Genomic DNA, 24,974 nt, shown 5'->3' with positions numbered 1-24,974 from the left:
CTATGCCTATTTCCATATCCTCATATGTATTATTCAAATTACTCACCCAAAATTTTCTGAACCCATGGATGTTTTAATGTAGAACGATCAAATATTTCAATTTGCTTCGAAAATGAGGTGAAACGCGTTAATTTATTTTTTTCGATTACTTGATCAAAATATAACCTTGCTTGCTCGAGATCAAACTTGTCCAATTTAACAGCAAGAATAAGCAGTTGCGCAAAATTTAAAACTATCTTTTCTTGATCAGAATCTAACACTATCTTTTCCCTCGCATCACCATCGTCACTTATTATTGCATCTATACCCATCCCTACGGAATAAGCATAGCAATCAAGTTCACCAGGATCTAGGACAGCGCGCATACGACTTTTTACTTTTTGAATTTCTTGTCTTGATTGCACGGAAAGAGAGGACCATACTTCCTTAGTTAGCTTAATCCTTTTTTCAGCATTTAATTGATTGTACAGAAGGTAATACAAACTATTGTTTTTCAGCTCTTTTTCAATTTGAGGTGTTATATAAATCTCTTCGATTACATCGGGTACGAGTACACTGAAAATTTGTCCATGAATCATGTGTTTCAATATATCCGTGTCAGAAATAACTACAGACTTACTCAACATCCTCACTACCCCTTTCTGGTAAGTAATCCATCAAGGGAATCTTAATTAGATTTTCTAGATATTTCACCTTCCTACTAGTCAACCTGCGATTAACAATATTGTCGATCAGACCATCCATAAAACTTAGGGGAATTCGGGAATGTTCTAGTTCGGTCACTAAAGCAATATCGTATCCTGATTCCGCAGTTGACCTGATAAGCAGTTGGGGATCTTCCTTTGTACTTATCTTTCGAAACTCTGTGTGTTGGACATCCGAAATCACAAGAGATTTGTTCAACATTCTAATCATCTGTGTGAAGCTCACTCTGAAATAATGCTGAATTTTAAAAATATCTTGGATGGAAATATTTCCGTAGTCATGAATATCTAACAATTTCAAAGCCTGATAAATGGCTGGTTCTGGCATTAGAAAGTAATCAGCAAATCTGAATGCGAAGTATTCCATACTATTCATTGAAAGTACTTGCTCTTCTTCAGACAACTCCTTAAGTTTCACGAAGTTCTGAAGATCTCGAAGGATGTGGCAATACTCATGAGCAATCGTGTAGTGTTGACGTCCTAATGACTCACTCGCATTAACAAAAATAGCTTTATGCTCATCAAATACACGCACAAAACCTGAACATCCAAGATCCTTTATTTGAAATACCAGTATCCCCTCTCTTTCTACGATATGATTAATATCAATTGGATCGTAAATTGAGACACCCAGTCGTTCTCTCATTTCTTGAGCAAAAGCAATGGCAGTTAGACGTAAAATGGACTTTTCTGGGTCAGTTAACGGAATCTTACCTTCAGGACGTTTAAACATTTTTATGGTGTCCCTCTTTTCTGATATTCTTCAGATACAGCTCCTTTTGACCCATCAACTCTCGAAAAATACTATCGGAAAAATCCAAAAGCTTCTCATCTTCACCATCTATTCCCTCACGAAACAAAATAAGACCTTCTAATGAACTATTGTCACTTTTCAGCAATTCCTGTATATCTAGTCCTAGATAATCGCATAGTGCTTTGGCATCGTTTAATGAACAAGCTGTGCGTCCTGATTCAATGTTTGCATACTTATCCCTAGATATCCCAACACCAACAGCTACCTCTTCTTGAGTAAAAGATAAATCCTGACGTGCTTGACGAATCCGCTTCCCAATGACGACATCATTTAACTTTGTCATTGGATTCACCTCCCTTAATCTTATCTTTATTATACACTACATTACACAACAATAGTCTACTTTGTGTATTTCAAACACAAAGTAGAAAATAAAAAAACACAGTCCTTTGTTCACACAAAAGACCGTGCCTCAATCTTTTCTCTATCTCAATGCCTTCATCGCAATATCCGTCCGGTAATGCTTACCTTCAAAATGAATCCGATCCGCATCCGCATAAGCCTTCTGACGAGCTTCTACGATATCCTTGCCAAGGCCAGTGATCCCGAGCACACGTCCACCGTTGGTGACGATTTGCCCGTTCTCATCAACGGCTGTACCAGCGTGGAACACCAACGCTTCTTGCACTTGATCAAGTCCCGTAATCGGCAATCCCTTCGGATACGGCCCAGGGTATCCTGGCGAAGCGACGATGACGCAGACTGCGGCTTGCTCGCTCCACTCGATTGGCTGCTCAGCCAACGTGCCGTTGTTGATCGCTAGGAAAATATCCAGCAGATCTGTTTTCAATCTTGGCAAAATCACCTGCGTCTCCGGGTCACCGAAGCGCGCGTTGAACTCAATCGTTTTCACACCGTTCGGAGTCAAAATCAGACCCGCATACAGCACGCCTTTGAACGGACGGCCTTCTGCTACCATCGCATCTGCCGTAGGCTGAACGATGTTCACAAGTGCTTCTTGCACGATGGACTCTGGAATATGTGGAAGAGGGGAGTATGTCCCCATTCCGCCAGTATTCGGTCCTTTATCGTTATCAAAAACCGGCTTATGATCCTGCGAAGGCACCATCAAACGCACAGTTGAACCATCCACGAAAGCAAGTAGTGACATTTCTTGCCCTGTCAGGAACTCCTCGATCACGACGCTTGCGCCTGCCGATGCCCCAAAAACCTGCCCAACCATGATGTCCTTCAGCGCAGCTTCGGCCTCTTCCATCGTTTGGGCAACCGTAACACCTTTACCAGCGGCTAAGCCGTCAGCTTTAATAACGATTGGCGCTGTTTGCGAGCGCAAGTAAGCCAGTGCCGGCTCATACGCGTCGAATGACTCGTAAGCCGCTGTAGGGATGCTGTATTTTTTGAGCAGCTGCTTCATAAATACCTTGCTGCCTTCGATAATCGCTGCGTTCGCGCGAGGGCCGAAAGCCGCGATCCCTTTGGACTCCAAATGATCGACCAAACCTGCCGCTAACGGATCATCAGGCGCGACCATGACCAAATCAATCGCCTGCTCCTTCGCAAACGTAGAGATTTCTTCGAACTGTAATTCCGTAATCGGCACGCACTCCGCTAAGCCGGCGATACCGCCGTTGCCTGGTGCGCAGAACAGTTTGCTGATTTTCGGGCTTTTGCTCAGTGCCCATACAATGGCATGCTCGCGTCCGCCACGTCCAATAACTAATACACGCATCTATGGAATCCCCTCTCATGGGGAATGCCCACGGTCCCCTTACGAAACGTGAGCATTCTCAATTGTTTTAGTGTTTAAAATGACGAACGCCAGTCATAACCATCGCAATGCCGTTTTCGTTAGCAACACGAATGGATTCTTCGTCTTTGATGGAGCCGCCTGGCTGAATCACTGCTGTGATGCCAGCTTTTGCTGCCATTTCGAGCGTATCGCCCATCGGGAAGAATGCATCGGACGAAAGAACGGAGCCTTTCGACTTGTCGCCAGCTTGCTCGATCGCGATTTTTGCTGCGCCAACACGGTTCATTTGACCCGCGCCTACGCCAACTGTCATATCGTCAGCCACGAGTACGATGGCATTGGATTTAACGTGCTTAACGACTTTCCATGCGAAAAGCAATTGCTTCATCTCTTCCGCTGTCGGTTGACGCTCGGAAACGACTTTTAGATCTGCTTCTGTCAATTGACGTGCATCGCTAGCTTGTACAAGCATGCCGCCTTCAACTGTTGTAATCACTGGTTGGGACTCACGACCAGCAATCGTATCCAAACCGGCTACTTTCAGTAGGCGGATGTTTTTCTTTTTAGCCAGAATCTCAAGAGCTTCTGGAGTAAAATCTGGCGCGATGACGATTTCCAAGAAAATCTCATGCAGCAATTGTGCAGTCGCTTCGTCAATCGCACGGTTCGCAGCAACGATTCCACCGAAGATGGAAGTCGGGTCAGCATTGTACGCTTTCGTGTAAGCTTCCAGCACGTTCGTACCGATACCCACGCCGCAAGGGTTCATGTGCTTCACGGCAACAACCGCAGGCTCGCTGAACTCTTTTACGATTTGAAGAGCTGTGTTCGCGTCATTAATATTGTTGTACGATAATTCCTTACCGTGTAATTGCTCAGCTGTTGTGATGTTGCCAGCAGCCGCATTCGGCGTGCGATAGAACGCTGCGCTTTGGTGCGGGTTTTCGCCGTAGCGAAGCTCTTGCATTTTTTCATACGTAACTGTGTAACGCTCTGGGTAAGGCTCGCCTTGGAGGCCAGTCAAATAGTCACCAATCAAAGCATCGTAAGCGCCAGTGTGACGGAACACTTTTGCTGCAAGCGTTTTACGTGTAGCAAGTGTAGTGTCGCCAGTTTCTTGCACTTCTTCCAACACTTTCGCATAGTCATTCGTGTCGACGATAACGGAAACGAAAGCATGGTTTTTCGCTGCGGAACGAAGCATGGTAGGTCCACCGATATCGATGTTCTCGATCGCATCTTCGTAAGTCACGTCAGGCTTCGCAATCGTCTCTGCAAAAGGATACAAATTCACGACAACTAGATCAATGTACTCTAGGCCAAGCTCTTTCATGCTTGCTTGGTGCTCTTCGTTGTCACGAACAGCCAAAAGTCCGCCATGCACGTTCGGGTGAAGTGTCTTCACACGGCCGTCCATGATTTCTGGGAACCCAGTAACTTCTGAAATACCGATAACCGGTACCCCTTTATCCTTTAACAAACTAAGCGTACCACCTGTGGAAATGATCTCAACGCCCAGCTTTGACAGCTCGCTCGCGAATTCAACGATGCCCGTTTTATCGAAAACGGAGATCAGTGCTCTTTTGATTGCCACTATGCTTCCTCCTTAGGGAATGGGATTGTATATGAATGAATAAGTTCAATAATGTGAAAATGTCTGTTCCTCTCAGCAGCAGCTGGACGGCTGTGCCTCCATGGTCATAGAGCTAGCTATCGGCACTATCCCCTATACTCAGAAGCAAGCAAAAAGCTGTTTGTTCTGAGCCCATGGGATAGTGGTTATAGAGCTAGCCATCTTACAAACCCTACGTCCGCACACTAACCCTGCGGCCGTCCAAGCTCACGCGGCCCTCGCGCAGCCACCGCACAACCTGCGGCAGCAGCACGTGCTCGGCCGCGTGGATTCGCTCCGTGAGCGAATCGGCTGTCTCGTGCTCGTGGATTTCCACGGCACGCTGCGCAATGATCGGGCCGGAGTCCAGCCCGCCATCGACAAAATGCACCGTGACGCCCGTCTGCTTCACGCCATACTCCACCGCCTGTTCCACAGCGCGCACGCCGGGGAACGAAGGCAACAAAGATGGATGAATGTTAATCATCCGCCCGAAGAACGGCTCCACCAGCACATTCGTAATAATCCGCATGTACCCGGCCATCACGACCAGATCCACCTGGCGGTCCTGCAGCTCTTTCAGAATCAACGCTTCATAAGCCTCGCGGCTCTCGTATTCCTTCGGGTTGAAGGCAAAAACAGGCACCTTCGCTTCCTTCGCACGTTCAACGACGAACGCTTTTGGGCGGTCACAGACAAGAAGCTCGATGCTAACATCAAGCTTCCCCTTCTGTACCTGATCCACAATCGCCTGAAAGTTCGAGCCGCTGCCCGAAGCCATCACTGCAATGCGATAAGGCTGCATTACACGTCAGCTCCTTGGAATGTAACGACACGCTCACCTTCGGTTACAACACCTAGACGGTACGCTTTCTCGCCTTGTGCTTCCGCAGCAGCGATCGCTTTCTCTGCATCGTCAGCAGCCACGATCACTACCATACCGATTCCCATGTTAAACGTGCGGAACATATCGTTATTACTAATTCCTCCAACACGCTGCATCAAGGAGAAAATCGGCAGGATCGGCCATGATCCGTATTGAATGTCTGCGTTCACGTTATCAGGCAGAACCCGTGGAATATTTTCGATGAAACCGCCGCCCGTGATATGTGCCATACCTTTAATCGCTACATCTTCCAACATAGCTAGAACTGGCTTCACATACAGCTTCGTTGGCTCAAGCAACACGTTACCCAACTTGTCGCCAAGCTCTTCAACATGCCCTTGAAGGGTATAACCGTTATCTTCAAGCAAAAGCTTACGCACAAGCGAGAACCCGTTGCTGTGCACACCACTTGAAGCAAGTCCTAGCACGACATCTCCAGGACGGATCGTTGTTCCGTCGATGATCTTTTTCTTGTCGACGATTCCAACCGTAAAGCCGGCAATGTCATACTCCCCTTCAGCATACATGCCCGGCATTTCCGCCGTTTCACCACCGATTAATGAGCAACCTGATTGCGCACAACCGTCGGCGATCCCTTTAATAATCGCTTCAATTTTCTCTGGAATGACTTTGTCACAAGCAAGATAATCGAGGAAGAACAATGGCTCCGCGCCTTGAACGATAATATCGTTCACACACATCGCAACCGCGTCGATCCCAATCGTATCATGCTTATCCATGGCAAAAGCAATCTTCAGCTTCGTGCCCACGCCGTCCGTACCCGATACGAGTACAGGCTCCTCATACTTGTCTTTGTTCAAGCTGAACAGCCCGCCGAAGCCACCGAGATCTGTTAACACTTCAGGACGGAATGTCCGTTTCACGTGCTTTTTCATCCGTTCTACTGCTTCGTTCCCCGCCGCGATATCGACGCCAGCCTTTTTATAAGCATCCGACACTGACCAACACTCCTTAGTTTGTCTATATATGGGGGAGGTCGCTAGACCCCCGTTTTCTCTCTCTTACTGTTAATCACAAGCACAGCCAACCTTCGTCACATCAACGATTTCCGTCGGATAGCTGTTATCGAAACAAGCTGTACAATATCCGCTCTCTTTGCCAGCGGAACCTTGACCGATTGAATCCAACAAGCCATCCTTCGTTAGAAAATGAAGCGAATCCGCGTTGATCGCCTTGCGAATTTCCTCGATGGAATTCATCGCTGCGATCAGCTCTTTGCGGTCCGGTGTATCAATTCCGTAGTAACAAGGGTTCATAAAAGGCGGCGAAGAAATCCGCACATGAACCTCCGTTGCGCCTGCTTCACGAAGCAGGTTAACGATACGTAAGGACGTTGTCCCACGAACGATGGAGTCATCGATCATCACGACACGCTTGCCTTCGACCACTTTGCGAACGGCGCTCAGCTTCATTTTAACCCCTTGCTCACGAAGCTCTTGGCTTGGAATGATGAACGTCCGGCCTGTGTAGCGGTTCTTGATCAGACCCAACTCATAAGGAATGCCCGTTTGTTCTGCAAAACCAATCGCTGCGGAAATACTGGAATCCGGTACGCCTGTTACGATATCCGCATCCACGAAAGCTTCCATCGCTAGTCGTTTACCCATACGCTTACGCGCAGAGTGAATATTGACCGTGTCGATGTCGCTGTCTGGACGAGCAAAGTAGATATACTCCATTGCACAGATCGCACGCTTGCCACCTTCTGCAAAACGCTCGGAACGGAAGCCGTCACGATCAATCACGATGATCTCGCCAGGCTGTACATCACGGAAATAGGTTGCCCCAACCGCATCAAAAGCACATGTCTCCGACGCGAACAAGTAAGCATCTCCGAGGCGACCAATCATGAATGGGCGTAAACCGTTCGGATCCAGCGCAGCAATCAATTTATCTTTCGTGATAATAAGGAAAGCGAAGCCGCCGATGACTTGATTCATCGCATCCTTAACGGCATCAACAATATCATCATGCTCCGAACGCGCGATTAGATGCGCCATAACTTCTGTATCACTCGTCGTTTGGAAAATAGAGCCCTTACGCTCCAACTCACGCTTGATAATATTTGCATTATCAAGGTTTCCATTCGTCGCGATAGCTAGGTCACCTTCACGGTATTTGAACACGAGCGGCTGCGCATTCGCCAGCTTGCTTTCGCCTGCTGTGGAATAACGTACGTGAGCGATAGCCGTTGAACCCGTAAGAGGGTGCAAATTGTCGTTCGTAAATACCTCTTTTGCCAATCCCATACCGCGATAATAGTTGAATTTACCGTCATCTACTGTACAAATACCGGCACTTTCCTGTCCACGATGCTGAAGGGCATGAAGTCCGTAATAACACAGTGACGAAGCGTCGGGATGACCATACACCCCGAACACGCCGCACTCCTCATTCAGCTTATCGAACAATCCACCTTGGCCGCCAATACCTTCGTTGTAATAGTCACCTGTCCAAAGCTCATGCTGACCATTCTCTAGTTGCTCCAATGGTGCCACAGGAAGCTTCAGGGCCTTGGATTGTTTCACGCCATTAGACATGGAATCGCATCCTTCCAGACTTTCGCCAGCTCGCTTACAGGAGACTGGAGACGCTGTTCGTCATTGATTTTCACAGTGAGGTAAGAACCTGTTACTTTACCGATTTCTTGATAAGGAACACCTTGGGAAGCGATCCAGTGCTTAAGTGCGTCTGCTTTGTCTGGTGTCGCGCTAAGCACGATACGAGATTGTGTTTCACTGAACAATGCAAAATCAGGACGTAGATCTGACGCGAAGTTCACTTCTGCGCCGATGTTTCCGCTGATACAGCTTTCTGCAAGTGCTACAGCCAAACCGCCTTCAGACAAGTCATGCGCAGAAGCAACTAGACCTTCTTGGATTGCTTTAAGTACTGCGTTTTGCAGGCGTTTCTCAGTAGCCAAGTCCAACTCAGGAGGACGGCCTTCGGTTACACCGTGAATCACATATTGGAACTCACTACCGCCAAGCTCAGCTTTCGTTTCGCCTAGCAAGATAATGATGTCGCCTTCGTTTTTAAAGTTTTGCGTTGTGATGTGATCTGTGTCATGCACAAGACCAACCATCCCGATAACCGGAGTCGGGTAAATCGCGCCTTTGGAGTTCTCGTTGTACAACGAAACGTTACCGCCGATAACCGGCGTGTCCAGGAAGCGGCAAGCTTCTGCCATACCGTCCGTGGATTTCTCCAACTGCCAGAAGATTTCAGGCTTGTCCGGGGAACCGAAGTTCAAGTTATCCGTTACAGCAAGCGGCTCAGCACCGGAACAAACGATGTTACGCGCAGCTTCGGATACCGCGATACGTCCGCCCACTTCTGGGTCTAGGTATACGTAGCGTCCGTTACAATCCGTTGTCATCGCAAGACCTTTGCGCGTGCCGCGGATTGTGACGACTGCTGCGTCAGAACCTGGACGCACAGCTGTTTCCGTACGAACCATGTAATCGTACTGGTTGTAAACCCACTCTTTGCTCGCTACCGTCGGGGAAGCGAGTACGGATTTCAGCGCATCTGTCAACTTCACGACTTCTTCGTAACGTGTAGTATCAATCGCTGCGCTTGCTTCGTAATAAGCCGGCACTTTGCTTGGCTTATTGTAAACGGGGCACTCATCAACGAGTGCGCCTACAGGCATGTTCGCCACGACTTCACCGTGGTGGATCAATTTAAGGAAACCGTCGTCAGTAACTTTACCGACTTTTGCACAGTGTAAGCCCCAACGTTCGAAGATGCCCTTAGCTTGCGCCTCATCCTTCGGCTCAACTACGAAAAGCATACGCTCTTGGGACTCGGACAACATCATTTCGTACGCTGTCATGCCTTCTTCGCGTTGTGGTACTTCATCCAGGTACAGCTCCATGCCGTTACCTGCTTTACTTGCCATCTCAGCGGAAGAACATGTAAGTCCCGCTGCACCCATATCTTGAATTCCAAGCACGATGCCGGAATCGATTAACTCTAAACAAGCTTCTAGCACTAGCTTTTCCATGAACGGATCGCCAACTTGTACCGCTGGACGCTTCGCTTCGGATTCAGCTGTCAATTCCTCGGATGCGAATGTCGCACCGTGGATACCATCGCGGCCTGTTGCTGGGCCAACGTAGAAGACTGGGTTGCCAACACCTTTGGCAACACCGCGTTGGATCATGTCGTGGTCGATAAGACCCACGCACATGGCATTAACGAGCGGGTTCCCCTCGTAGCTCTCGTCGAACATCACTTCGCCGCCAACTGTCGGAATTCCGATACAGTTACCGTATCCAGCGATACCTGAGACTACGTGCTCGAACAAGTACTTCACACGATCGTTTTCCAATTTACCGAAACGCAAGGAGTTCAATAGCGCCACTGGGCGCGCACCCATGGAGAAAATATCACGAATAATACCGCCCACACCTGTCGCCGCGCCTTGGTAAGGCTCGATTGCGGAAGGGTGGTTATGACTTTCAATTTTGAAAACAACCGCTTGGTTGTCCCCGATATCTACAATCCCTGCGCCTTCACCAGGTCCCATAAGAACGCGAGGTCCTGTAACTGGGAATTTGCGAAGAACAGGTTTGGAATTTTTGTAAGAGCAATGCTCGGACCACATTACGCTGAATACGCCGATTTCTACGTAGTTCGGAGTACGTCCAAGGAAACCACAAATCTTAGCAAACTCCTCGTCAGTTACACCCATTTGCTTGTAAATCTTCTGTTCCGCGATTTGTTCCGGAGATGGTTCCTTAGCGGATAGCTGCTGCGTCATGTTTTTCCCTCCAAGCACTTAGAATTGATGTGAACATTTTTTTGCCGTCTGCGGAGCCAAGAATCTCATGAATGGCGCGCTCTGGATGGGGCATCATACCCACTACGTTCCCTGCTTTATTGCTGATTCCAGCGATATCATCCAGTGATCCGTTCGGGTTGTTGCCCGCTTCATAACGGAACACGATTTGGTTGTTTTCTTGCAATTCTTTCAGTGTAGCTTCGTCACAGTAGTAGTTGCCTTCACCGTGTGCGATTGGAATGTTGATCAATTCACCTTCGGCATAATCACGCGTAAACGCCGTTGTGTTGTTCTCAACTTTCAGAACCGCTTGGTGACAGCGGAATTTCATGCCGTTATTGCGCAGCAATGCGCCTGGCAGCAACCGAGCTTCCGTCAACACTTGGAATCCGTTACAAATACCTAGAATGTATTTGCCTTCTTCCGCAGCCTTCACGACAGCTTTCATTACGTTTGTAAACTGAGCAATCGCTCCACAACGCAGGTAATCCCCGTAAGAGAATCCTCCTGGTACTAGGATGCAATCGTATTTGGACAAGTCGCCGTCCGTATGCCACACATAGTCAACTGGTTGACCAATTGTATCTTCAATCGCTTTGTACAAGTCGATATCGCAATTCGATCCCGGGAACACAAGAACCGCAAAATTCATGACGTTTTTCCTCCTAAAAGTTTGCTTTAGTAAACTATTTTTGTAAGCCTATGCTGGTTTTCTTATGTCTACTAAACCAACTCGTAGCGGTAGTCTTCGATCACTGTGTTTGCAAGCAATTTCTCGCACATTGCTTTTACGCGTGCTTCTGCTTCTGCTCTGTCTGTCGTACCAAGTTCAAGCTCCAAGTATTTACCGATGCGCACTTTGCCAACTTCTTCAAAGCCCATAGAGTGAAGTGCTCCTTGTACTGCCGTTCCTTGCACGTCCAATACGTTTTGTTTAATCGTTACATAGACTGTTGCTTTCATCGTATAATCGCTCCTCAGCGTTATTTTTAGTCAACCAAGCGGTGCAGAATCCCTTTATATCGGTTCGAAGTCTCTTCCACAACAGAAGCTGGAAGCTCATCCGGTTCACTATTTTTATCCCAACCTGATCCCGCCAAATATGTGCGAACAGGCTCTTTGTCCATGGAATCAATCTCGATGTCCAAAGCATATTTATCTTCTGACCAATAACGGGAAGAATCCGGTGTGAAAATCTCATCAATAATAATAAGTTCACCTGCATAGAAACCGAATTCAAACTTCGTATCAGCTAAAATAATACCTTTTTGCTCACAGATGCTATGCGCCAGCACGTATAGCATGATACTGCGCTCTTGCAGGGCTAAGGTTAGCTCTTCACCAACCAGCTCCTTCATCTGCTCAAGGGTGATGTCCTCATCGTGACCCACATCATTTTTTGCCGCAGGAGTGAAAATCGGATCGACCAAACGCTCGTTTTTGCGCAAGCCTTCTGGAAGTTTAATGCCGTTAATTTCTCCGGTTTTCTCGTACTGTCTCCAGCCGTTCCCCGTGATGTAGCCGCGAACCACGCACTCGATGGAGATACGCTCTGCTTTTTTCGCTACAATAATACGTTCCTTCAACAGTTCGCGATCTTCCGCACTTGGAATAATCGCATGAAGCTTCTCAACATCCGTGTGGATGATGTGATTGTTCATATAACCGCTTGTTACGCCGAACCAGTACTTGCTGAGTGCATTCAGTACGTACCCTTTGTCCGGAACACCAGGCTTCAGAATATAATCGAAAGCCGAAATCCGATCTGTTACGACGATCAAAAAGCTATCGCCAAGATCATACAGCTCACGGACTTTACCTTTGTGCACTAATGGTGCATTAATCATTTCTTCAGCTGTATCCACGATCACGTTTGCGTTTGCCACGAATTCCACTCCCTTTCCCCTTACATGCTTACTTCTAGTTCAAACCAAGACGGTCAAAAATCGTGCTTACATGTTTCAAATGCCAGCTAGGATCGAAGCAATCTGCAATTTCTTCTGGGCTTAATACTTCGGTAATAACCGATGTGTTCTCTACGATTTCACGGAAGGAACGTTGCTCTTCCCATGCTTGCATCGCTCTCGGTTGCACCGTATCGTACGCTTGCTCACGAGCAAAACCTTTGTCAATCAACTTCGTCATCACGCGGCCGGAGAAAGGAACATCGTACGTGCTGCGCATGTTGCGTTTCATATTTTCAGGGAACACCGTCAAATTCTTGATGATGTTGCCAAGACGGTTCAGCATGTAGTTCAACAATTGCGTCGAATCTGGCAAGATAATACGTTCAACGGAAGAGTGCGAAATGTCGCGCTCATGCCATAGCGGCACGTTCTCATACGCGGACACCATGTGTCCACGAATCACACGGGATAGACCGGAAATGCTTTCGCAACCGATTGGGTTACGTTTGTGCGGCATTGCGGAGGAACCTTTTTGACCTTTGGCAAACGGCTCTTCAACCTCACGGAACTCACTCTTTTGAAGCGCGCGAATTTCTGTCGCAAATTTATCCATGGACGTAGCAATCAATGCTAATGTAGCCATATAATCAGCGTGACGATCACGTTGCAGCGTTTGTGTAGAAATCGGTGCCGGCGTTGTGCCTAGTTTTTCACATACATACTGCTCAACAAACGGATCGATGTTCGCGTACGTGCCTACTGCTCCTGAGATTTTACCGAATTGCACGCCTTTAGCAGCCAAACGGAAACGCTCCAGGTTACGCTTCATTTCCTCGTACCATAGTGCCATTTTCAAACCAAACGTCGTTGGCTCTGCATGAACACCATGCGTTCTACCCATCATTGCTGTATCTCTATGTTCAATCGCTTTATTGCGTAGAATTTCAATGAAATTGATGATGTCTTTTTCCAAAATCTCGTTAGCTTGTCTTAATAAGTAACCCATTGCCGTATCAACAACGTCAGTTGAAGTCAAACCGTAGTGAACCCATTTGCGCTCAGGCCCTAATGTTTCGGATACAGCGCGTGTGAAAGCAATGACGTCATGACGTGTTTCTTGCTCAATTTCGTAGATGCGATCGATGTTGAAGCTTGCTTTTTCGCGCAATACTTTGACATCTTCCTTCGGAATAACACCAAGCTCTGCCCAAGCCTCGCAAGAAAGGATTTCTACTTCTAAATATGCTTGAAATTTATTCTGTTCTGTCCAAATACTTGCCATCTCTGGGCGTGTATAACGATCAATCATGTGCCGTTCCTCCAATGGTTTCTTTTACTTACTTTCCCAAATGCCTGTCTGTTCTATCCAAGTCAATGCTTTCTCAACATCGTTTGTTAAAAGGTTGATATGACCCATTTTGCGTTTTTCTTTCGCTTCTTTCTTGCCGTACAAATGAAGTTTGGCAGAAACGCCTAATGCTTCATTTTCTAAGAAGCCCGGCTCAGCAAGTTTATCGTGCAGCGGCGCAATGTGCTCACCTAGCAAGTTGACCATAACCACAGGTGTGATCAGTTCTGTTGAACCTAGCGGCAAATTGCAGATCGCTCGTACGTGCTGCTCGAACTGTGAGGTCCGACAAGCTTCCATCGTGTAATGCCCCGAATTATGGGGGCGTGGCGCAAGCTCATTCACATAAAGTTGACCATCCTTAGTTAGGAATAACTCAACTGCAATGAGCCCGATCACACCGAGCGACTCCGCGATGCGAATCGCGAGTTCTTCGGCTGCCTTCTGCACGGGCACAGGAATACGTGCCGGCACGATGGATTCGTGCAGAATATTATGTACATGTATATTTTCAGCAGCAGGAAATGCTTTGACCTCGCCGCGTGGACTTCTAGCTGCAATAACGGATAATTCCTTGTCAAAATGAATGAATTGTTCGAGAACCAGCTCGGTTTTGGCACGGCTTAGCGTATCAAAGGCTTCTGCGACTTCGTCTAGGGAGCGAAGCACCCACTGCCCTTTGCCGTCATACCCACCGGTTGCGGTTTTGAGCACGCATGGCGTACCGAAGCGCTCCGCTGCTTCTCTCAGGTCCGCTTCGCTTTTGATTTCTGCATATGGCGCTACTGGAACGCCGGCTGCTTCAATCGCTCTCTTTTCACGAAGACGGTGCTGTGTTGTGTATAAAAGATGACTTCCCTGTGGAACATAGGATTCTTCCATCAAAATGTTGGTCACATTCGCATCGACATTTTCGAATTCATACGTGATGACGTCCGAACGTGCGGCAAGCCTTCTAGCTGCTTCCACATCGTCGAAGTTCGCTTGAATCTGATCCGCGACTTGACCGCAAGGTGCATCTTCCGTCGGGTCGAGCGTCACAAAGCGATACCCCATGTTGCGTCCGGCTAGTGTAAGCATGCGTCCTAATTGCCCGCCGCCAAGGATACCGATGGTGCCGCCTGGCTGAATCACTTTACCGCTGGAAGTGTCACTCATAGGTTGTCACTGCTTTCTAGCACCGTTTGCGTGATACGCGCGCGGCGTGCTTTGACTCTCGCTTGGATCTCCGGATCAAAAGCGCCTAGAATTTGCGCAGCTAGCAAGCCTGCGTTTGTCGCACCAGCATGACCGATTGCAACTGTAGCAACTGGAATGCCGCCTGGCATTTGTACAATGGAGAGCAATGAGTCCATACCGTTCAATGTAGACGTTTTGACTGGAACACCAATAACCGGAAGCTCTGTTTTGGCTGCTACCATTCCTGGTAAATGCGCCGCACCGCCTGCTCCGGCAATAATGACTTGTAGCCCACGTTCGATCGCCGATGCTGCATAGTCAAACATCAGATCCGGCGTTCTGTGCGCGGAGACCACCTTCTTCTCATACGCTACACCTAGTTCGTCCAACATATCACAAGCATGCTTCATCGTTTCCCAATCCGACTGGCTTCCCATAATTACACCAACACGTACCGTCGTCATCTTAAACCCACTTTCGTCACCTTTATAATAAAAAAATGCCCAGAGCTAGAATTCACGATTCTATACGCTGGACAGCAAAAGAACCGAATGCAAAAAGACCATCATTTCCTATGGTTCCCCTCATTCGCTTCCTCGTAGTCCAAAAATTCATGGTTTTTGGGTAGATACTTTCAGGCCTTATTCCTGATTTTATACGAGTTGATTCGACATTTTCAATTAGTGCGGCTTCATTTCCCGCTTTCCTAGTTTACTACCAACTAACGTGCCATGTCAATTTCAAAAAACGAACAATTATTACTTTATACTTTTAAATAGTTCGCTTTTTCGGCACATTTTCTAGCTTTTACCTGTAAATGTGTGAAGATGCGTTTCTCAACCGTTTCTCAACATCTCAATATGGAATCATCCGTTGTCCATAGACATCAAATGGCCTATGTAACGAACTTTCATATTTTTCGACAATCACGTATGTGAAGATTTAGAAAAAAATAAACACACTGACATATAGGTGTCAGTGTGTTCCGTTTACAATACTCATATAGGAGCGATACTTCATATATGAGGAGGAATTATATAATGCGTACAAAACAAACACTAAGAGGATTTGCTACAATTAGTTATTGGGCCGAAAATGTAGGGGCTGCACAGGTACATACCACAACTCGGGGGTGATTAGCAGTTATGATCATAGATAACGTAGTACATGTACAGTCGCGACAAGAATGGCGAGAGTGGCTAGTTAACCATCACCGTACAGAGAGTTATTGTTGGTTAGTCCCTGCCCAGCGCACTTCCATGAGTTACATTGACTTTGTTGAAGAAGCCTTATGCTTTGGCTGGATTGACAGCACAACTAAGAAAGTTGATGACACCCACACAGCGCAACGCTTCTCCCCTCGAAAAAAGAAGAGTAAATGGACAGAACTCAACAAAGAACGAGTCCGGCGTTTAGATAAATTAGGCTTCATGACGGAAGCAGGACATCAAGTATTGCCCGATATGAACACCGCATCATTCGTCATAGATGAAGTTATCCTAACGCAACTACGTCAGGACGAAGTGCTCTATCGCCATTTTCAGTCCTTGCCAGAGCTATATGTGAGAGTGAAACTCGACAATATTCAGTCTGTACGGAACGATGCAACCTTATATCAAAATCGATTAACCAAGTTCATTGAACATACCCGTCTCAATCAAATATATGGACAATGGCATGATAACGGCCGATTACTCGCGTACTAATCCCGTCCCGTAGTAAAACTCACTTACGAGCAAATAGCTGCTTCATATCGTAAGGAAGTACCGCCTACTGCCAACTCATTCACTAATCCCAGCTGTTTAAAAACGTGCAGAGAGCTGTTAACTGTCATCGCATTCACATGCGGATACTCACCGACCATTGCCTCGCAAATGTCTTTCACCGTCGTGTAACTTTCCTGCGCATAAAGATATGTTAACAATGCTCGCCGCTGTGGAGTTAACGGGATATTTCGAGCTCGCATCCGCTGTAAGGCTTGATTCAGATCATGTTTGACCATTAGGGTAACCTCCTCTTTCATTTTTTCATTGTATGGTGTTCATGAACTTACGGTTCGCTTACTACACATAAATGTAAATGTAATATCTATGTTCATGCTCGCCGTGAGAGCTCCATACCTTATTTATAATTATTATTATATAGTATTTATTTTATTTTGTCGAGAATCATTATCAACACGAACAACTGCGCTGGCGAGGCTGCCTTTAAGGCCCTAAAAAGGCCTTATCCTTCGGACCTACGGCCGCAAGGGCAGAAATAGCGTCCTTTTCGGGCGCTATTTCTCGGTCTTCACCTCCGCTGCGCTGGCGAGGCTATCTTTAAGGCCCTAAAAAGGCCTTATCCTTCGGACCTACGGCCGCAAGGGCAGAAATAGCGCCCTTTTCGGGCGCTATTTCTCGGTTTTCACCTCCGCTGCGTTGGCGAGGCTGCCTTTAAGGCCCTAAAAGGGCCTTATCCTTCGGGCCCACGGCCGCAAGGGCAGAAATAGCGCCCTTTTCGGGCGCTATTTCTCGGCTTTCACCTCCGCTGCGCTGGCGAGGCTGCGCTGGAGGGCTTTTCTACAGCGACGTGTAAATCCCCACTGCTCGCCGTCGGATCCCAACCATCCGCACCTGCTAGAACGCGCTCAGCAGTCAGCTTCCTCGCTTCCTGCTCGTTCAATTCCGTTGCCCACGCAGCGCGCCCGCTAGTTACTGCTCCAGGACCCTCACTTCCAAACTCCATGTACCTAACCGCTTCTATCGGTTCCTGTTCATTCCATCGATCCCAGCCTGCAGACTTTACATGCGCTCCTACCCAGCAATCTACAAACGCAACGTTCGCATAGTTCCGCCACGGCCTCCCTAGACCTACTGACTGCTCAGGTATATCTCCTGTTAGCTTGCATCTCAAGAAGACATAACCAAATTGAACCTCCTCCGGCGTAGAGGCTGCTGTGATCCAGCCGCTTCCCAAGGAGACAATCTCACACTCCTGAAACACCGCTGTCGCCGAGCCAAAAATAAAATCAACATCGCCCTCCACATAGCAACGTTCGTAATACTGCCTCACCGGACGTCTCGGCGCACCTTCCCTTGGACCGCCAAAGCTGCCGCGATCTCGCGGTTTCGGTGGCAACGGTCCTGTGAACAACGTATCCTGATGCCCGAGGAATCGGCAATCGCGAAAAACAATGCAGTCCCCATCAACATAAGCAGCCAAGGCTTGCCCCACGATATCCCCGCTCCCCGCTGTATTTTCGAAGGTGATCCCCTTCACCTCAATATGATCCCCGCCTATGTAAGCTGTATAAGAATGAAACGTGTGATAAGGCTCTCCGCTGGGAAATAACTTTTTCGCGTAATCATCATAAGAAATGATGGTCGTGTCCGCCCCTTCGCCAACCAACGATATCCATGGCTTATCGATATATAATTTTTCTTTATATACACCACTTTTAATGTGAATAGTCGTAAGCTTCGTATGTCCCTCTGGGATATGATCAACAGCCTCTTGTATGCTAAGGAAGTCACCGCTCCCATCCGTTGCAACGATAATCATTGTTTTCCACCCTTTCTATACATAGAAAGAGCAGGCATTACGCCTGCTCCACTTCAATACCCATCTTGATGAAATCGCCGTACATGAGCGTTCGGAACTCTTCCTTCCAAGGCGACAAGGCCTGCAGTTCTCCCCATAGCTCCTCAGCCTTCTGAATACAGACTGTTTGAACAATCCTAGCGTATTCCAAACAGCCCGAATCCTCAATCAACGCTTTGACCTCATCTTCCTTTTCTGCAAAACGTTCAGCCGTGATCTCCCCCTTATAGTACGCCTTCACGGGAGAGAAACTCTCCTCTTCCATGGAGAGGAGATACAAGATTGGCAGTGTTCGCTTCTGCGCCATTAAATCACTTTTTTCATCATAGCGAACGAGATCCCGGACATCATTTTGAATCTGGTGGAGGAGCCCCACACAATCTGCCAACTGATGCAGCTGCTCTACTGTCTGTTCCGCACACCCTGTATGGGTATAACCCATAAAGCAAGCAAGTCGGAAGAGGGAACCCGATTTTTCTTGGGTCATCCAAAGGTAATCATCGACTGTGGAGATCACATTCGTCACATCTTTATGTTGGCCGTTGATGGATCTCGCAACGATTTTGCTGATTTCGACAAGCATGGCTCCACTGGCATTCAACCTGCCCAACTCACCTACAACCCCCATAATTAACGCTAATACAGCATTCAACGCACTTGCCGTGTCAACGCGCATCCAAGGCTTACTGTCGCTATCCTGATCCTGCAGATCATCGATGATGTCTAGGATGAGCACAACTAATTCTGTTAAAGCCGCGCGACGATGAATGTCAGCCGAATTCCCGCCGAGCATGGCGTGTGTACACAACGTGACTTTGGACCACGATAGACTTGAGGTCTCCGAATCTGACAGACATGATTTCAGCAGAATTTTCAAATCCTCATCAAACATATAATCATCTATCATCCGTGCCATGTGCTGTTGAATGTCCTGCATGTAAAGCGCCTACTTTCAGGTGTAATATTTACTTTTGATAAATTTCTCCAAAGCTTCTGTCCGCGATTTGGCGCCCCACTTGTCATATATTTTACGGAGATAATTATCGACCGTTCGCTTACTCATGAAGATGCGCTCCGCGATCTGCTCGTGCGTTGCTCCTTTAACCAGCATGTTCATCATAAGTACTTCTTCCTCTTGCAGCTCACATTCTTCTCCGGCATCGGCCTCATGTAGCTGCATCTGGTTGAAAAATGACAGCGGAATCATTGTATAGCCATCTAAAATACAATAGACCATATTCTTTATCGTCCGCTCCGTCGACTCTTTTGAGAGTACACCGCTTACTTTCATTTCAATCAGTTTATTGTAAATGCCTGCGAGTTCGATACCTGTGAAAATGACAATATGAATGTGCGGATACAGCTGTTTAAGCTGCGCGGCTACCTCCGTGCCTGTCTGATCAGGCAACTGATAATCCAGAAATACAAGCCCAGGCTGATGAAGCTTCACATACTCCAAACATTCGCTGGCATTACTAACAACCCCAACAACCTCAATACGATCTATTTCATCTAGCAACGTCTTCGTTGCCCGCGCGAATAAGGGATGGTCATCGACCACTAATGTTTTGACAATTTCACTCATGCTGACATCACTTCCTCAGTTGGTATTGTGATTAAGATATGGGTCCCTTCCCCCACCGCGGTCTCCAGTTCGAAACTGCCGCCAACATGCAGCACACGGCTTCTCATATAGGCTAGTCCCATCCCTGATGCAGCGATTTCAACAGCGACCTCTTCCTTCACAAGAAAACCTACGCCGTCATCCCGGTAGCTTAAGTAGAAGAAGTGCTCTTCTTCCCATAAATGGAAGCTCACATTGGCTGCCTGTGAATGTTTCTTAGCGTTATTAAGTAATTCTTGTACGATTCGGAAGATATGCCGTTTCGCTGATAAATCCTTGCCTTCAATGTCGGAAATTTGCTCGGCTCGGAAGGAAATATCGAACGGCGTCGTATAGGATTCCTTTTCAACGAACGTCTTCAAGGTTTGCTTCAAGCCTACCTCTTTCAACAGATGCGGATTCAACTCAAAGCAACTCTGGCGCAAGCTGGCATTAATCATTTCAACAAAATTGTTCATACTGTTCAGCTGTTCACGATCTTCTTGACGCATCGATGGCTTCTCGGCTAATGAGGTTAATCTTCGCTTGAGGAAAAATAAATCCTGCATCGTTGTATCATGAAGATCTGTTGCAATGCGAACCCGTTCCTCTTCCTGCAGTTCGAACATCACTTTCCGTAACCAGAGATGTTCTTCCTGTGGAAGATGGGAAACCATTTGCTGAAGGCGGCCGGTTAACTTACGAATCAGATACACATTTTCCATACTTACCTCCAAATACGAGGTGATTAGCTGCAGCCACTGCCATTCTTCTTTTGCGATTCGCGTGTTCGTCTTCTTCCGTGTCACGATGAGGTAGCTCGTGTATTCTTCATGGCAGTTCATTTCTAAAAATGTATAGTAGGGATGATCCAGAATCGCAGATGAATTCACTAAATGCTGAATTTCTGCTGTATCGACTTCTCCTTCGCAGATGATTTCGATATCGTTTTTATGCCGAAAAACAATCGCACCACCCGTCACTTGCAACGTGCCAACGATATCGACTAGGATAATATCCTTTAGATCGCGAAAACTGGAGATTGTTCCTAGATTTTTGGAAATCTTTTTGAGCGCTGACTGCAATATGTATTTTCTAGGGAATAAATAGGGCTCCAATCTCGTCGTCCAATACTCCGCTGCATACAACACGGCTGAAAGAAGGGCTATCGAGCCTAGGAATACGAATAAAATTTGTTTCCCATTGGTTTGCCCATGAAAAATAATAGCAAAAGCCCCTGTAAACAAGCTGACGGGTACGACCGCCATTAGACTGGCAAATACAATACGCCGCACGACAAGACCAATATCGTATAGCTGATCCGAAGCTATTAAATAGGAGAACGTAATAGGGAATATTAATAATAGCCAACTCGTATAAATAGGATCGAATATCCATTCTCCGATAATGAGCTGTGGGATGAAAGAGAGACAGATAATGGGTAGAAATGAAATGAGCAAGGAGTAAAACACACTTTTGATAATACCAGCAAGCGGCGTCTGTGCCTTCCTAACTTTCACAAACAACGTTGCTAACAGGGAAATATTTAAGGAAATAACAATGATAAAGAATCCCATCGTAACAGATCCGTCATGCCGATATATGAAAGCCATCGAAGGAAAGAAGTAGAGACCTCGCATGACAAATGCGACTAAGGCTATCCCGTACAAATATTTAAAATGTCCCTTGGGCAGCTCCATGTCTCCCTTTTCTTTGAAAAACACCACGAGAAAATGTAGAAAAACAATAGGCAACACCATCATCGAACTAGCAATCATTAACTTGCCTATTAAATCTCCTCGCATGGATGCGCCTAAACTCATCAAGATGACAGCGGCGCTAAGAAACGAGAACGCGAGTAATCGTGCGGAAGGTGAACGATTTTCCCTTACCAATAATAGTACGCACATGAATAGACAGATGAGTTCCTCCGCGAGCGAAATGATATCGAATAGGGCTGGCCGGCTGGTCCTTAAATCGATAGATTCTACAACCCCATCTCTCCCAATCACAACGGTATTCGCTTTCTCAACCACATTCCAACGTTTAACGGTTGACCATTCACCTGGTGGATTCCCATCAATTGCAATGACGCGATCACCGATATGAATCTTATCATTCGTGCTATTTGCTTCAAGTTTACTAACAATCCACTGGTCTGTGCGAGCCGTGTCCAAATAGATACCATTATAGGGAAAATGGAAGGTTACAAACGAACACCAGATTTGCAATGCAATGAAGAGTACCAGATACATACTAACAAATATTTTCGCTACTATTTTCAATTAACTCTCCCCTAAATTCCAATATTTTGCTATAATCACTCTTGTAAACTATTATTAAAAAAGAGGGAGCTAAACCAATGGCAATTATTCAATTGAACCCAGAATTGCAACGTTCCGTACAAGCAGTTAAACGCGCAGAACTGCGCAAGCAAGCAGATTCCTTTATGGTGGCTCAACCTCTATCTGCTGAAGAAACAGCTGCACTTATCAAAACTTTCACAACTCCTTCAGACACAAGAAAACAACATGCAAATGAGCCTTCTAACTACTGGTGGTAGTCTAGTAGTCTTATTTTACCAAAATAAAAAAAGGATTGCATAATAGCTTAAGCTAATTATACAATCCTTTTTTTATTTCGTATGCATGTCATTCGCACTACTCATCCCAGATCTGACAAATCTCGCTAAGCTGTCCCGAAGGTGACACCTAACTCGCGCAACCGATTACGGTAAGCAATGCTCAAACGATCGCATTTCAAATGCAGCTCAGCCTGTAAATCTAGCGGCAGCAACTCCGGCTTCTGGTTCTCCACCATGATCCGATCCTGCTCGATGAGCCTGTCTTGGAATTGGATGAACACCTCATCAGGCTCGTCATACGCGTAATTTCTTTGCTTCAACATATAAGCAATACTCGTCTGCTCCGTGACCGGCAACACCATCAGAAACAACCGAAAAATATGATCAGATACGTCATCTCTCTTCGTTAAAGCTACACATAATGGACCAAACACCTCATACACATAACGACTATTCACCCCGCGCCCTGTCCCATCCGCATCCGGCTGATACACGATGATTTCTTCGGAACGCAATACGCCATTCTTTTCTAACACACGATAATCATTGATTTCAGCGAATTCACTATCGCCAAGCAGCCCCTCATGCACGAACATCAGGTGGGACACATCGAGGAAATTCTCAATAATGCGAGGACCTGCGGCTTGCAGGGTGTAAGGCCCCATGAATACTTCCTTGAAGCCCTCTGGTACGTAAGCACTCACTTTCGGCAGCGGACCCTCAGGTTTCCCTAAGCACACCCAGATCAGTCCGTGCGCTTCTACGCAGGCATAAACGAAAGCTTTGGCCTTCGAGGGTATCGCTTGTCCCTTCGGCAAAGAAGGAATTTTGGTACAGGTACCGCAGCCGTTGTAAGACCAGCCATGGTACGCGCATACCAGCTCATCGCCGCTTACTTTCCCAAGTGAAAGCGGCACACCCCGATGAATGCATAAGTCTTTAAACGCGTGGACGCCTTGCGAGGTGCGGAATACCGCAACTTTTTCGCCAAGTACAACAACAGCTTCCGGCTTATCCGTGAGTGCTGACGACAACAACACCGGGTGCCACTCGTGAATTAATGCGATATCTTGTATTGTCATCGCCACTCACATCCTTCATTCTTTATTTAGGGATAACACCTTTAATGCCCTTAACAAACCAAGTTGTGCCCAGGATTTCATCGTCCGTCATCTTCTTCCCGGATTCGAAACGTGTTTTGCCATCTTGATCCACGATAGGTCCTTGGAATACCTCAAACGTACCATTCAAAATTTCTGCTTTTTTCTTTTCTACTAAAGCTTTAACATCCGCTGGCACATTTTTGCCTAGTGGGGCAATATCCGTGATGCCTTCTTTCATACTGCCGAAATATGCCTCAGATTTCCAAGTGCCGTCCATAACACTTTTCACCGTTTTTACATAGTAAGGTCCCCAGTTCCATTTCGGGTTAGATATGTACGTATCGGGTGCGAATCTGCCCATATCGGAATCATTCCCGATGCCCCATACTTTTCGCTCAGCAGCTGCCTGGATACTTGCTGGTGAATCTTGATAAGCCGCCAAGACGTCTACGCCTTTATCCAATAACGAGATTGCCGCTTGCTTCTCAGTAGCAGGATCAAACCAAGTGTTACTCCACACTACGGAGACATCGATGTTCGGATTCACACTTTGCGCGCCTAACGTGAACGCATTAATCGTATAAATGACCTCTGGAATCGGGAAGGCTCCGACATACCCCATATGGTTGTTTTTCGTCATTTTCCCTGCGGCCATACCAACAAGGTAAGCACTTTGATATTCACGTCCCATGTACGTGCCTAGGTTTGGTGCTGTTTTGTAGCCAGTGGCGTGCAGGAATTTCACATTCGGATGCTTCGCTGCTACCGCAACCATGGGGTCCATGTACCCGAAGGATGTTCCGAAAATAATGTCATTTTTCTGAGCCAACTCTTCGAATACACGTTCGGCATCAGGTCCTTCCGGGATATTTTCAACGGTCGTCGCTTTAATGCCAAGTTCCTTCTCCATCATCAAGCGACCTTGATCATGCTCAAACGTCCAACCGCCATCCCCTGGAACACCGATATAGACAAAGGCAACTCTTGGCAGCTTCTTCTCCGTTGTTGTTGCAGTGGAAGTCGTCGTGGTGGAAGCCGGTGTTGAAGAACTTGTTGTTGTGCTCGTTGAGCATGCGCTCAAAATAACTAACATAATAGCAGTTATGGACAGTATGGTTTTTCTCATGGCTT

General features: G+C 46.9%; 24 protein-coding genes and 1 riboswitch. Of the genes, 2 read left to right on the top strand and 22 right to left on the bottom strand.

What is annotated here, in order from left to right:
* Window positions 1–38: 38 nt before the first annotated feature.
* From AC58QT_RS30825 to purE, 15 genes are all read right to left on the bottom strand, one after another.
* A complete protein-coding gene (locus AC58QT_RS30825) occupies window positions 39–626 on the bottom strand; it encodes a hypothetical protein (protein ID WP_497412331.1) in 588 nt (195 codons plus the stop codon).
* On the bottom strand, window positions 616–1,437 hold the full coding sequence (locus AC58QT_RS30820) for an ImmA/IrrE family metallo-endopeptidase (protein WP_497412330.1): 822 nt from the start codon (window positions 1,435–1,437) through the stop codon (window positions 616–618). The genes AC58QT_RS30825 and AC58QT_RS30820 overlap by 11 nt, the downstream gene beginning before the upstream one ends.
* Complete coding sequence (locus AC58QT_RS30815; protein WP_497412329.1) at window positions 1,430–1,801, bottom strand: helix-turn-helix domain-containing protein; 372 nt, start codon at window positions 1,799–1,801, stop codon at window positions 1,430–1,432. The genes AC58QT_RS30820 and AC58QT_RS30815 overlap by 8 nt, the downstream gene beginning before the upstream one ends.
* Before the next feature lie 141 nt (window positions 1,802–1,942).
* Complete coding sequence (gene purD, locus AC58QT_RS30810; protein WP_310502056.1) at window positions 1,943–3,208, bottom strand: phosphoribosylamine--glycine ligase; 1,266 nt, start codon at window positions 3,206–3,208, stop codon at window positions 1,943–1,945.
* Window positions 3,209–3,275: 67 nt separating this feature from the next.
* Window positions 3,276–4,823, bottom strand: coding sequence for a bifunctional phosphoribosylaminoimidazolecarboxamide formyltransferase/IMP cyclohydrolase (gene purH / locus AC58QT_RS30805; protein WP_497288809.1), 1,548 nt, complete (start codon window positions 4,821–4,823; stop codon window positions 3,276–3,278).
* 211 nt (window positions 4,824–5,034) lie between these two features.
* The gene (gene purN, locus AC58QT_RS30800) at window positions 5,035–5,646 is read right to left on the bottom strand and encodes a phosphoribosylglycinamide formyltransferase (RefSeq protein WP_497412328.1); all 612 of its coding nucleotides are present in this window, start codon (window positions 5,644–5,646) and stop codon (window positions 5,035–5,037) included.
* Window positions 5,646–6,686 carry a phosphoribosylformylglycinamidine cyclo-ligase gene (purM, locus tag AC58QT_RS30795; RefSeq protein ID WP_497412327.1) on the bottom strand — a complete coding sequence of 347 codons (1,041 nt, stop codon included), beginning with the start codon at window positions 6,684–6,686 and terminating at the stop codon, window positions 5,646–5,648. Before purM ends, purN begins: the two co-directional genes overlap by 1 nt.
* Before the next feature lie 69 nt (window positions 6,687–6,755).
* Complete coding sequence (gene purF, locus AC58QT_RS30790) at window positions 6,756–8,288, bottom strand: amidophosphoribosyltransferase (protein WP_497412326.1); 1,533 nt, start codon at window positions 8,286–8,288, stop codon at window positions 6,756–6,758.
* Complete coding sequence (gene purL / locus AC58QT_RS30785; RefSeq protein ID WP_310502051.1) at window positions 8,273–10,516, bottom strand: phosphoribosylformylglycinamidine synthase subunit PurL; 2,244 nt, start codon at window positions 10,514–10,516, stop codon at window positions 8,273–8,275. Before purL ends, purF begins: the two co-directional genes overlap by 16 nt.
* Entirely contained in the window at window positions 10,494–11,189 is a 696-nt protein-coding gene (purQ, locus tag AC58QT_RS30780; protein WP_028556673.1) for a phosphoribosylformylglycinamidine synthase subunit PurQ, read from the bottom strand. Before purQ ends, purL begins: the two co-directional genes overlap by 23 nt.
* A gap of 71 nt (window positions 11,190–11,260) precedes the next feature.
* Window positions 11,261–11,500 carry a phosphoribosylformylglycinamidine synthase subunit PurS gene (gene purS, locus AC58QT_RS30775; protein WP_028556672.1) on the bottom strand — a complete coding sequence of 80 codons (240 nt, stop codon included), beginning with the start codon at window positions 11,498–11,500 and terminating at the stop codon, window positions 11,261–11,263.
* Window positions 11,501–11,526: 26 nt separating this feature from the next.
* Window positions 11,527–12,408, bottom strand: a complete 882-nt coding sequence (locus AC58QT_RS30770; protein ID WP_497412382.1) for a phosphoribosylaminoimidazolesuccinocarboxamide synthase — start codon at window positions 12,406–12,408, stop codon at window positions 11,527–11,529.
* Between the two features lie 49 nt (window positions 12,409–12,457).
* A complete protein-coding gene (purB, locus tag AC58QT_RS30765; RefSeq protein ID WP_497288807.1) occupies window positions 12,458–13,753 on the bottom strand; it encodes an adenylosuccinate lyase in 1,296 nt (431 codons plus the stop codon).
* 24 nt (window positions 13,754–13,777) lie between these two features.
* Window positions 13,778–14,950, bottom strand: coding sequence for a 5-(carboxyamino)imidazole ribonucleotide synthase (purK, locus tag AC58QT_RS30760; protein ID WP_497412325.1), 1,173 nt, complete (start codon window positions 14,948–14,950; stop codon window positions 13,778–13,780).
* Window positions 14,947–15,435 (bottom strand): 5-(carboxyamino)imidazole ribonucleotide mutase, encoded by a 489-nt coding sequence (gene purE, locus AC58QT_RS30755; RefSeq protein ID WP_310502048.1) that lies wholly within the window; start codon window positions 15,433–15,435, stop codon window positions 14,947–14,949. The genes purK and purE overlap by 4 nt, the downstream gene beginning before the upstream one ends.
* A 115-nt stretch (window positions 15,436–15,550) precedes the next feature.
* Window positions 15,551–15,652: riboswitch (purine riboswitch) on the bottom strand.
* 464 nt (window positions 15,653–16,116) lie between these two features.
* Between purE and AC58QT_RS30750 the strand changes: the two genes are divergently transcribed.
* On the top strand, window positions 16,117–16,677 hold the full coding sequence (locus AC58QT_RS30750; RefSeq protein WP_497412324.1) for a YdeI/OmpD-associated family protein: 561 nt from the start codon (window positions 16,117–16,119) through the stop codon (window positions 16,675–16,677).
* Window positions 16,678–16,700: 23 nt separating this feature from the next.
* Here AC58QT_RS30750 and AC58QT_RS30745 read toward each other — a convergent pair whose 3' ends face one another.
* From AC58QT_RS30745 to AC58QT_RS30725, 5 genes are all read right to left on the bottom strand, one after another.
* Window positions 16,701–16,973, bottom strand: coding sequence for a Fur family transcriptional regulator (locus AC58QT_RS30745; RefSeq protein ID WP_497412323.1), 273 nt, complete (start codon window positions 16,971–16,973; stop codon window positions 16,701–16,703).
* A 518-nt stretch (window positions 16,974–17,491) separates the two neighbouring features.
* Window positions 17,492–18,514 carry a pectinesterase family protein gene (locus AC58QT_RS30740; RefSeq protein WP_497412322.1) on the bottom strand — a complete coding sequence of 341 codons (1,023 nt, stop codon included), beginning with the start codon at window positions 18,512–18,514 and terminating at the stop codon, window positions 17,492–17,494.
* A gap of 37 nt (window positions 18,515–18,551) precedes the next feature.
* The gene (locus AC58QT_RS30735) at window positions 18,552–19,490 is read right to left on the bottom strand and encodes a polyprenyl synthetase family protein (RefSeq protein ID WP_497412321.1); all 939 of its coding nucleotides are present in this window, start codon (window positions 19,488–19,490) and stop codon (window positions 18,552–18,554) included.
* A 15-nt stretch (window positions 19,491–19,505) separates the two neighbouring features.
* Window positions 19,506–20,138, bottom strand: a complete 633-nt coding sequence (locus AC58QT_RS30730; RefSeq protein ID WP_310502043.1) for a response regulator — start codon at window positions 20,136–20,138, stop codon at window positions 19,506–19,508.
* Complete coding sequence (locus tag AC58QT_RS30725; protein ID WP_497412320.1) at window positions 20,135–22,441, bottom strand: ATP-binding protein; 2,307 nt, start codon at window positions 22,439–22,441, stop codon at window positions 20,135–20,137. The genes AC58QT_RS30730 and AC58QT_RS30725 overlap by 4 nt, the downstream gene beginning before the upstream one ends.
* A 77-nt stretch (window positions 22,442–22,518) precedes the next feature.
* Between AC58QT_RS30725 and AC58QT_RS30720 the strand changes: the two genes are divergently transcribed.
* Complete coding sequence (locus AC58QT_RS30720) at window positions 22,519–22,719, top strand: hypothetical protein (protein WP_310502041.1); 201 nt, start codon at window positions 22,519–22,521, stop codon at window positions 22,717–22,719.
* A gap of 125 nt (window positions 22,720–22,844) precedes the next feature.
* Here the strand turns inward: AC58QT_RS30720 and AC58QT_RS30715 are convergent, their stop codons facing one another.
* Both AC58QT_RS30715 and AC58QT_RS30710 read right to left on the bottom strand, forming a co-directional pair.
* Entirely contained in the window at window positions 22,845–23,822 is a 978-nt protein-coding gene (locus AC58QT_RS30715) for an aromatic ring-hydroxylating dioxygenase subunit alpha (RefSeq protein WP_497412319.1), read from the bottom strand.
* A 22-nt stretch (window positions 23,823–23,844) separates the two neighbouring features.
* On the bottom strand, window positions 23,845–24,969 hold the full coding sequence (locus AC58QT_RS30710; protein ID WP_497412318.1) for a BMP family ABC transporter substrate-binding protein: 1,125 nt from the start codon (window positions 24,967–24,969) through the stop codon (window positions 23,845–23,847).
* Between the last annotated feature and the right edge of the window lie 5 nt (window positions 24,970–24,974).

The organism is Paenibacillus sp. J31R109, assembly GCF_059692055.1.
The sequence above is the reverse complement of the archived record's forward strand: the minus strand, read 5'-3'. Positions and strand labels throughout refer to the sequence as shown.

Bases quoted from the DNA above. Each gene is read 5' to 3' on its own strand.
- AC58QT_RS30740 (WP_497412322.1), bottom strand. From the start codon at position 18,514: ATGATTATCGTTGCAACGGATGGGAGCGGTGACTTCCTTAGCATACAA.
- purB (WP_497288807.1), bottom strand. From the start codon at position 13,753: ATGATTGATCGTTATACACGCCCAGAGATGGCAAGTATTTGGACAGAA.
- purQ (WP_028556673.1), bottom strand. From the start codon at position 11,189: ATGAATTTTGCGGTTCTTGTGTTCCCGGGATCGAATTGCGATATCGAC.
- purN (WP_497412328.1), bottom strand. From the start codon at position 5,646: ATGCAGCCTTATCGCATTGCAGTGATGGCTTCGGGCAGCGGCTCGAAC.
- AC58QT_RS30715 (WP_497412319.1), bottom strand. From the start codon at position 23,822: ATGACAATACAAGATATCGCATTAATTCACGAGTGGCACCCGGTGTTG.
- AC58QT_RS30745 (WP_497412323.1), bottom strand. From the start codon at position 16,973: ATGGTCAAACATGATCTGAATCAAGCCTTACAGCGGATGCGAGCTCGA.
- AC58QT_RS30825 (WP_497412331.1), bottom strand. From the start codon at position 626: ATGTTGAGTAAGTCTGTAGTTATTTCTGACACGGATATATTGAAACAC.
- AC58QT_RS30750 (WP_497412324.1), top strand. From the start codon at position 16,117: ATGATCATAGATAACGTAGTACATGTACAGTCGCGACAAGAATGGCGA.
- AC58QT_RS30730 (WP_310502043.1), bottom strand. From the start codon at position 20,138: ATGAGTGAAATTGTCAAAACATTAGTGGTCGATGACCATCCCTTATTC.
- AC58QT_RS30815 (WP_497412329.1), bottom strand. From the start codon at position 1,801: ATGACAAAGTTAAATGATGTCGTCATTGGGAAGCGGATTCGTCAAGCA.
- purF (WP_497412326.1), bottom strand. From the start codon at position 8,288: ATGTCTAATGGCGTGAAACAATCCAAGGCCCTGAAGCTTCCTGTGGCA.
- purK (WP_497412325.1), bottom strand. From the start codon at position 14,950: ATGAGTGACACTTCCAGCGGTAAAGTGATTCAGCCAGGCGGCACCATC.
- purL (WP_310502051.1), bottom strand. From the start codon at position 10,516: ATGACGCAGCAGCTATCCGCTAAGGAACCATCTCCGGAACAAATCGCG.
- purE (WP_310502048.1), bottom strand. From the start codon at position 15,435: ATGACGACGGTACGTGTTGGTGTAATTATGGGAAGCCAGTCGGATTGG.
- AC58QT_RS30820 (WP_497412330.1), bottom strand. From the start codon at position 1,437: ATGTTTAAACGTCCTGAAGGTAAGATTCCGTTAACTGACCCAGAAAAG.
- AC58QT_RS30735 (WP_497412321.1), bottom strand. From the start codon at position 19,490: ATGCAGGACATTCAACAGCACATGGCACGGATGATAGATGATTATATG.
- AC58QT_RS30710 (WP_497412318.1), bottom strand. From the start codon at position 24,969: ATGAGAAAAACCATACTGTCCATAACTGCTATTATGTTAGTTATTTTG.
- purD (WP_310502056.1), bottom strand. From the start codon at position 3,208: ATGCGTGTATTAGTTATTGGACGTGGCGGACGCGAGCATGCCATTGTA.
- purS (WP_028556672.1), bottom strand. From the start codon at position 11,500: ATGAAAGCAACAGTCTATGTAACGATTAAACAAAACGTATTGGACGTG.
- AC58QT_RS30720 (WP_310502041.1), top strand. From the start codon at position 22,519: ATGGCAATTATTCAATTGAACCCAGAATTGCAACGTTCCGTACAAGCA.